This window comes from Deinococcus pimensis DSM 21231 (genome assembly GCF_000519345.1).
Lineage (GTDB): Bacteria > Deinococcota > Deinococci > Deinococcales > Deinococcaceae > Deinococcus_A > Deinococcus_A pimensis.
The window spans coordinates 15,850-22,506 of the sequence record NZ_KI912636.1 but is presented as its reverse complement, the minus strand read 5'-3'; the positions used below and the strand labels follow the sequence as shown (position 1 = coordinate 22,506).

The following is a 6,657-nucleotide window of genomic DNA, read 5'->3' as shown; positions in this document are numbered from 1 at the left end:
GGCCCACGCCGAGGTCGTGCTGCGCGGCCGCGCTCACGCCGTACGAGGTGCCGCTGCCGAACCGCTTCACGCCCACCCCGACCCGCGCGTCCCACCCCGCGAGGAGCGCGCTGCCGTTCACGGTGCCGCCCGTCGCGTCTGCCCCGACGTCCAGCGACCACGCCGGACCGAGGAAGGACACCCCGAACGAGAAGCCCCTCGGGACGGGATCGGCGACGCTGCCCTGCCACGTGCCGAGCGGGAGGAGCGCGCCCACGTAGTCGGACAGCTGACCGCTGAGGGTGGGCGTCACGCCATACGTGACGCTCGCGGTGGTCACACCGTCCTTCACGTCGAGCGTCGCGGCGGCCGAGGCGCTCACACCCAGCCGCAGCTGCGGGCCGCTCGCCTCGGCGTTCGCGACGTCCGGAAGGCGGCCGGTCTGCCTGACCTCCATGGCCGAGGTGACGGCGGGATCCGTCGACGACGTGGCGCGCAGCAGCACGACGTACTGATAGCCGGGCGACGTGACGCCCTGCGGGACGAGCGTGACGTTCACGACGCCCGTCGTGCCCGGCGCGAGCGTCAGCCTTGGCGGGTCGAACACGAGCTTCACGGCGGGCGCGGCGCTGGAGAGCGTGACCGTGTCGGTCGTGTTGCCGAGGTTGGAGACGTACACCGGGAAGGTGCTGTCCTGATTGGCCGGGACGACCATGTTGGGGTCGGGGACACGCAGGGCCAGCGCGGCGCGCGGGGTCACGTCGATCGTGGTGGTGGCCCGCGTGAGTTCGGTGGCGCCGTCCATCACGCGCAGGGTCAGCGCCGGGGACGGCCCGACGGGCGCGAGCCGCGGCACGCGGAACGTGACGGGCACGGTCGCGTGTCCGTCGACGTGCAGGGTGCGGGTGCGGGTCACGGGGGTCCAGCCCTCGGGGCTCTCCACGGTGAACTCGTACGTCCCGTCCCCCTGGATTTCGTAGGTGACGGTCACGAACTCGCCGGGCTCGCCGCGCGCCGCGGCGGGCGTCACGGCGACCCCGTGCGCGTACCCCGCCGCCGAGACGGCGAGCGCGAGGAGCACGGTCAGGCTGGCACGGGCGCGGTTCATGAGATCCTCCGTCGTGGGGTCAGGGCAGGACGAGGGCGGTGAAGTCCACGGAGGCGGCGTACGCCCCACCGGGCTCGCCGCCTCGAAGTTCCAGGGCGAACTCCACGTCGAGGTCCACCCAGCCGGGCGTGGTCCCGACGGCGCTGTAGACGACCTGCGGACCGCCCGTCGCCTGGATCCAGACGCCCCTGCTCACCCGGAACCAGATCTGCGACGCGGGAATGAGCCGGGCGCCGGCGGCGTCCACGATGTCGTGCACCTCGATCTGGAAGTTCCAGGGGCGATCGGTGGTGGCGTAGAGGCTCACGGTCCGCGCCGTCGCGGGGTAGCGCGCCGGGAACCGCGCGGGCGGGTAGTTGTTCAGGTCGATGAGGAACGTCGTGGGGTCGGTCTGCGTGCGCACGGTCAGGACGTCCGGAATGAGCGTCCGCACGACCATCCCGGTGTCCTGCGCCCGCGCGAGCCCCAGCAGGAGCGTGGCGAGCAGCAGGGCGCGCCTCATTTGGCGCCTTCCGCGCCGTCCGCGCCCTGCGCCTTCGGCGCGGGCGGGGCGGCGGCGAGGTCGAGCGGCAGGTCGACGAGCTGCTCGCCGACGACGTCGTGGTCGCGGTCGCCGTCGTTGAGGACGACCAGCGCGGTGTACTGCCCCTTCTTGGCGGGCCCCGCCCAGCGCAGCCGCAGCATGGTGGAGCGTCCCGGCAGGCTGAGGGTGCGTTCCAGGGGAAGCTTCGCGACGCTCCTGCCCTGGTCGTCGCGGAGCTCGACGTAGCCCTCGACCATCGCGGCGCCGCTTCCACCGTTGTGGTACTGGACGGCGAGGCTCAAAAAGCCGTTCTCGGTTTGGGGTGCTTCGTAAAAGATGCCGCTGATCTCGCCCTTCACGGTGATGGGGTCCACGTTGACGAAGATCCCGTGGCCGACGCGGACGCTGACGCGGGCCAACTCGGTCTTGCTGCCGGGGTTGGGGTTCTCCGCCTCGAACATCAGGACGGACGAGTACGTGCCGGGCTTCGTGCCCGCGGGCACCGTGACGGTGTAGCGGATCTCGGCGCGGTTGCGGCCTTCCAGCGTCACCTCGGAGGGCGACACCTGGATCCAGCGTGAGGCGCTGTCGGGCAGCGTGCCCGCCTTGGGAAACGACAGCTGGCCGACGTCGTTCATGTCCACGTCCACGAGGTACGCGAGGACCCGCAGCTTGACCTTCTGGTCGGTCGGGTTGAAGATCCCGACGGTCTGCGTGACGGACGTTCCCGGGGTCGCCGAGAAGCGCGCGACGGAAGGGTCGAGGCCGACGCTGCCCTGGGCGGAGGCCGTACCGAACCAGGACGCGACGACGAGCAGCAGAAACGGCAGGATTTTCGGGTACATGGGTCCTCCTGGGGCGGGGGGGCGGGACCCGCTGGGCGGGTCCCGCCGGTTCAGCGGGGGTTCAGTGGGCGATGTCCGCGTTGGGCCACGAGAGCGTCGTGAGGGTGTAGGTGACCGTGGCGGTGTTGTCGCCCGCGCGGTCGCCGTTGACCTTGACGGCCATCACGACGAGATCGTCGAGCCAGCTCTTGTATCCGCAGCGGGCGTTGTCGTCGTCGGAACGCGTGCCGGTCGGTCCGGTCTGCAGGCTGACGGGCAGCAGGTGCAGCGCGGGCGCCCCGGCCTTGAGCTCGAAGAGGCCCGTGGCGGGCGCCTGAGCAGCCGTTCCGGCGTAGCAGGGGTTGTCCTGGATGTAGAGGTGGTTGATGTTGTTGACGTCGCTGCCCGCGTCGCTGCGAGTGACGGTCAGGTCGAAGCGGCCGCCGTTGGAGAACTTCTGCAGGATGAACGAGCGGTAGCAGACGAAGTAGTTCTTGGAGCCCGGCTTGAGCTCGCCGTTCGCGCCGATCTGGATGGGCGGGTAGGACGTGACGACGTCGCCGCCGTTGACCTTGATCTTGGGCCAGCTGTACATGTCGTAGGACGTGCCGAGCGGCTTGGTCTGCGTCTGGCCGTAGAACTCGGGGCTGCTGAGCTGCTCGACCACGTCGGTGGTCTGGTTGCCGTAGACGCAGACCATCTTGCCGCCGAAGTCGGAGCCCACGTTCGGGCCGTCCGCGCCCCAGTTCGTGCCGTTGAGGGCCGACAGGTCGAAGCTGAGGTCCTTCACGTCGAGGTGCAGGGCCGTCGCGCGGGGCAGCTTGAGGTGGACCGTCTGCGTGACGGACGCGGTGTCGCTGCCCTTCGAGTACTGGTCCGCGCCGTCGACCGTGGTGGGGGAGACGACCTTCGGATCCGGGGCAGGGGCGGCCGTCTGGAGCTGGGCGCTGGCGAGGGTGCAGGCGGCGAGGACGGTCGTGGCGAGAATGAAGTTACGCATCAAGTTCTCCTTGGAGGGGCTGCGGTGCTGCGAGGGTGCGGTCCTGATCGAATGAGGGAGCGTCTTCCGAGTGCTTGTTCCCATCACCTCCCGGGGCGTCCCCGGGCGTGGGGAGTTCCCCGGGGTCTGCTGTCTGGTGTGCGGTGAGCGTAGGTCAAGGTCCATTACAGCGACGGCAAAGACGCCGCTCACGATTTACACACCGTGAAAGAGTCGTAAATCCTCCGTCCTGGACCGCTCCGGAGCCGTCCCGCCGAACCCTCGCGGTGAGGCGTCGGGACGTCGACCGCTGCGACCGGACGCGCGTGAATCCGGACTCGATGAGAAACAAAGCGTTCACGTCCCGGGGAGTACGCTCACCCTGCCCGCATCGCCGCCCCTGCCCTGACGTCCGAGCGGAGCGACGGGTCGCGGACAAGGGAGGCAGCTATGAAGTGGACCAGTTCAGCCCTGATCGGTACGGCCGCTCTGCTGTGGAGTTGCGGCGGCCCGGCGTCCCCCGGTCCCGCCCCGTCGCCGGGCGCGTCCTCGTTGCTGGTGGCGGCGCCCATGACGGTCGTCTCGGGCCTGTCGTCCAGCGTGGGACTCCAGGGTGATCGGTCGAGCGTGAAGAACACCGTCACCACCTACTCGTGGACCCTCACGAAGAAGGCGCTCGCGACGCAGCAGCTGTCCACGACGCAGGCGAAGGTCAGCTTCCAGCTCACCGCGACGCGTTCCGAGCAGAGCTCGAGCAGCACCAGCGCCGCGGGGACGGTCCTGTCCACGCCCGCCGACGCGCCCCTGAGCGTGTGCAACAACTTCGGCTCCGAGATGACGCTCGGGAACGACTTCCGTGTGCTGATGCACCTGTACGGCCCGCAGGGCGAGCTCGCGGTCAGCCCGGTCGACGTGACGGCCTCCGTGTCCCTCGTGGGCGCGGCCGTTCTGCCGGGCGGGACGTGCCGGACTTGGAACCTCACGATGTCCAGCCAGACCTACCCCGCGTTCGACACCGCCGACGAGTTCATGCTGTCGTTCTCCACGTCCGGCACCTCGAATGGGAACGCGTACGCCACCGCGGCGGACTCCCCGAGGATCAAGCCGACGGCGACGGTGCGGAACACCACGACGGAGGTGGGCGACCGGACCGTGAACCTCTCCGATCCCGACATGAACTTCTTCCAGACGATCGACGGCAGCTTCTCGCAGACGCTGTCGCGCGTCCTGACCTGCGCGGACACCGCCCAGCTCGTCGTGAATCCGGCGGTGGCCTACGGGTACACCTTCGTGAACACCGCCTACCTCGGCGGCGCCAAGACCGACCTCTCCGCGAGCGATACGGCGCCGCTCACGCTGAAGTGCGCGCAGGGCTGCACGTACACCCAGGGCTACTACAAGACGCACGGCATCCTTTTCCACGGCATGACGAACAAGAAGTACGACGCGGCCGCGTGGAAGGCCGCCCCGCTCATCATCGGCGGGGTGTCGTACAGCCAGCTCCGGTTGCTAGACATCTACGACCTGCCCGTGCAGACCAACCAGGCGATCGCGCTGTTCCACCAGCTCGCTACCGCCCTGCTCAACCTCGGCAAGGACCCCCCGGCCGACGCGCCGAACGGCGTGAGGACCACCATCGCGAGCGCGCAGACGTTCTTCTCGAAGAATCCGGGCTGGCTGACCACGCCGACCGCCGCGCCCTCCGACTGGATCACGACGCTCGACAGCTTCAACAACGGCAAGTACACGCAGCACTGCGACTGAGCCCCCAGGAGGAGAGGAGGCCGACCCAGTCAGGGGCCGGCCTTCTCCTCGTTCCGCTCAATCAGGCTTCATGTACGACTCATGCCGGTGCGGGCACAGATGCTACCCTGCTCATAGCATTCTCAAAGAAGAGTTCAGAGCTCATCCTGGCGCCCTTCCTCCCATCGACGCGATCGCGCCATGTCCACTCACATGGTCAAAAGGGGACGGAATGATCAAAGTGCATCTGCTCGGTCACGTGCACGTCATGCAGGGGCAGAACCAACTTGTGCTCTCTGCGAAGGGAAAGGCGCTGCTGACCTACCTCGCGCTGGAAGGTACAGGTCATCACCGCGAACACCTCGCGGACCTGTTGTGGAACAGCCACGACGCGCTCAGCAACCTGCGCGTCGAACTGACCCGCCTGCGGCAGCACCGCCTCGACCTCTTCCCCTACCGTTCCCCCATCCTGAAACTCGACGCGGACACCGACCTCGCGCACTTCCTGCGGGATGAGGAGCACGCCGCCACCTCGGACCCCGGGCCCTGGCTGGCCCGGCTGCGCGGGCTGCCCCTGAGCGGCCTGGAGGACCTCGGCTCCAGCGCCTTCCAGACCTGGCTCGAAGGTCAGCGCGCCAGCATCATCCAGCAGGTCGAGGACGCCCTGGGCCGCGTGCACGCGCGCCTCATCGCGCGAGGAGAGCGCCGTCACGCCGCCCTCGTCCGTGCCCGCGCCGACACCATCGGCCTGGAGCTCGCACGTCACGTCGTTCCGATGGACGCCGACCTGTACCTCGCGAGGCCCGAGAGCCGCGCGGCCTTCACGCGGATCCTGCGCCGCGCCGAGCAGGAACCGCAGCTGCTCCGCCTGACCGGGCGCCGCGGCAGCGGGCGGCGCACCTTCGTCCGCGACAGCCTGCAGGGCAGCCCGTGGCTGCTGCTGCAGGTCGACGTGAACAACGAACGGCGTCTCTTCCAGGCGTCGCTCGCGCAGGCCCTGTTGCACGCCGCGCCCGACCTCGGGGATCTGCTCGACCGCCTGCTCGTCCAGCCCGCCGACGCGAACGCGGACCTCATCTGCCTCGGGCGCGCCCTCACCCGTTCGGGCCACCGCGTCGTCCTCGCGCTGCACGGCGCGGAGCACGTCTCCGAGGAACTCGGGCACGTCCTCTCGTTCCTGCTCAGCCTCCCCATGCCGCTGCTCGTCGTCCTGTGCGGCGCGGAAGGCTCGCGCGCCACCCTGCCCGCCAGCGTCACGTCGAGGCGCTGCCACACGCTCGAACTGCCCCCCATCGGGGACGACGTCCTGCGGGCGGCCCTCGGGGCCGCGTTTCCGTCCCTGGAGGAAGACTCGCTCGGCGCGTACACCGCGTGGCTGCAGCAGCAGACCGGCGGGAGCGTCCTGCATCTGCGCGCCCTGACCTCGTGGCTGGTCCGTCACGGCTGGCCCGCCCGTCCCCCCCGGGAGCGGGCGCCGCTGCCTCCCGTCGTGCGCGACGCC

6 protein-coding genes are annotated in these 6,657 nt (G+C 69.7%); 2 read left to right on the top strand and 4 right to left on the bottom strand.

The window, feature by feature from the left end; all coding sequences use genetic code 11:
• From DEIPI_RS39250 to DEIPI_RS0107910, 4 genes are all read right to left on the bottom strand, one after another.
• Window positions 1-1,087 (bottom strand): COG1470 family protein (locus DEIPI_RS39250; RefSeq protein WP_045233900.1); only part of this gene is annotated, 1,087 nt, incomplete at its 3' end.
• Between the two features lie 19 nt (window positions 1,088-1,106).
• Window positions 1,107-1,589 carry a hypothetical protein gene (locus DEIPI_RS0107920; RefSeq protein WP_027481420.1) on the bottom strand — a complete coding sequence of 161 codons (483 nt, stop codon included), beginning with the start codon at window positions 1,587-1,589 and terminating at the stop codon, window positions 1,107-1,109.
• Entirely contained in the window at window positions 1,586-2,455 is an 870-nt protein-coding gene (locus DEIPI_RS0107915) for a fimbrial biogenesis chaperone (protein ID WP_027481419.1), read from the bottom strand. The genes DEIPI_RS0107920 and DEIPI_RS0107915 overlap by 4 nt, the downstream gene beginning before the upstream one ends.
• Before the next feature lie 61 nt (window positions 2,456-2,516).
• Window positions 2,517-3,434 (bottom strand): hypothetical protein, encoded by a 918-nt coding sequence (locus DEIPI_RS0107910; RefSeq protein WP_027481418.1) that lies wholly within the window; start codon window positions 3,432-3,434, stop codon window positions 2,517-2,519.
• A 429-nt stretch (window positions 3,435-3,863) separates the two neighbouring features.
• Here DEIPI_RS0107910 and DEIPI_RS0107905 point away from each other — a divergent pair, with 429 nt between their 5' ends.
• Both DEIPI_RS0107905 and DEIPI_RS0107900 read left to right on the top strand, forming a co-directional pair.
• A complete protein-coding gene (locus DEIPI_RS0107905) occupies window positions 3,864-5,177 on the top strand; it encodes a hypothetical protein (protein WP_157463541.1) in 1,314 nt (437 codons plus the stop codon).
• Between the two features lie 211 nt (window positions 5,178-5,388).
• A partial coding sequence (locus DEIPI_RS0107900) for an AfsR/SARP family transcriptional regulator (RefSeq protein ID WP_027481416.1) occupies window positions 5,389-6,657 on the top strand: 1,269 nt, incomplete at its 3' end.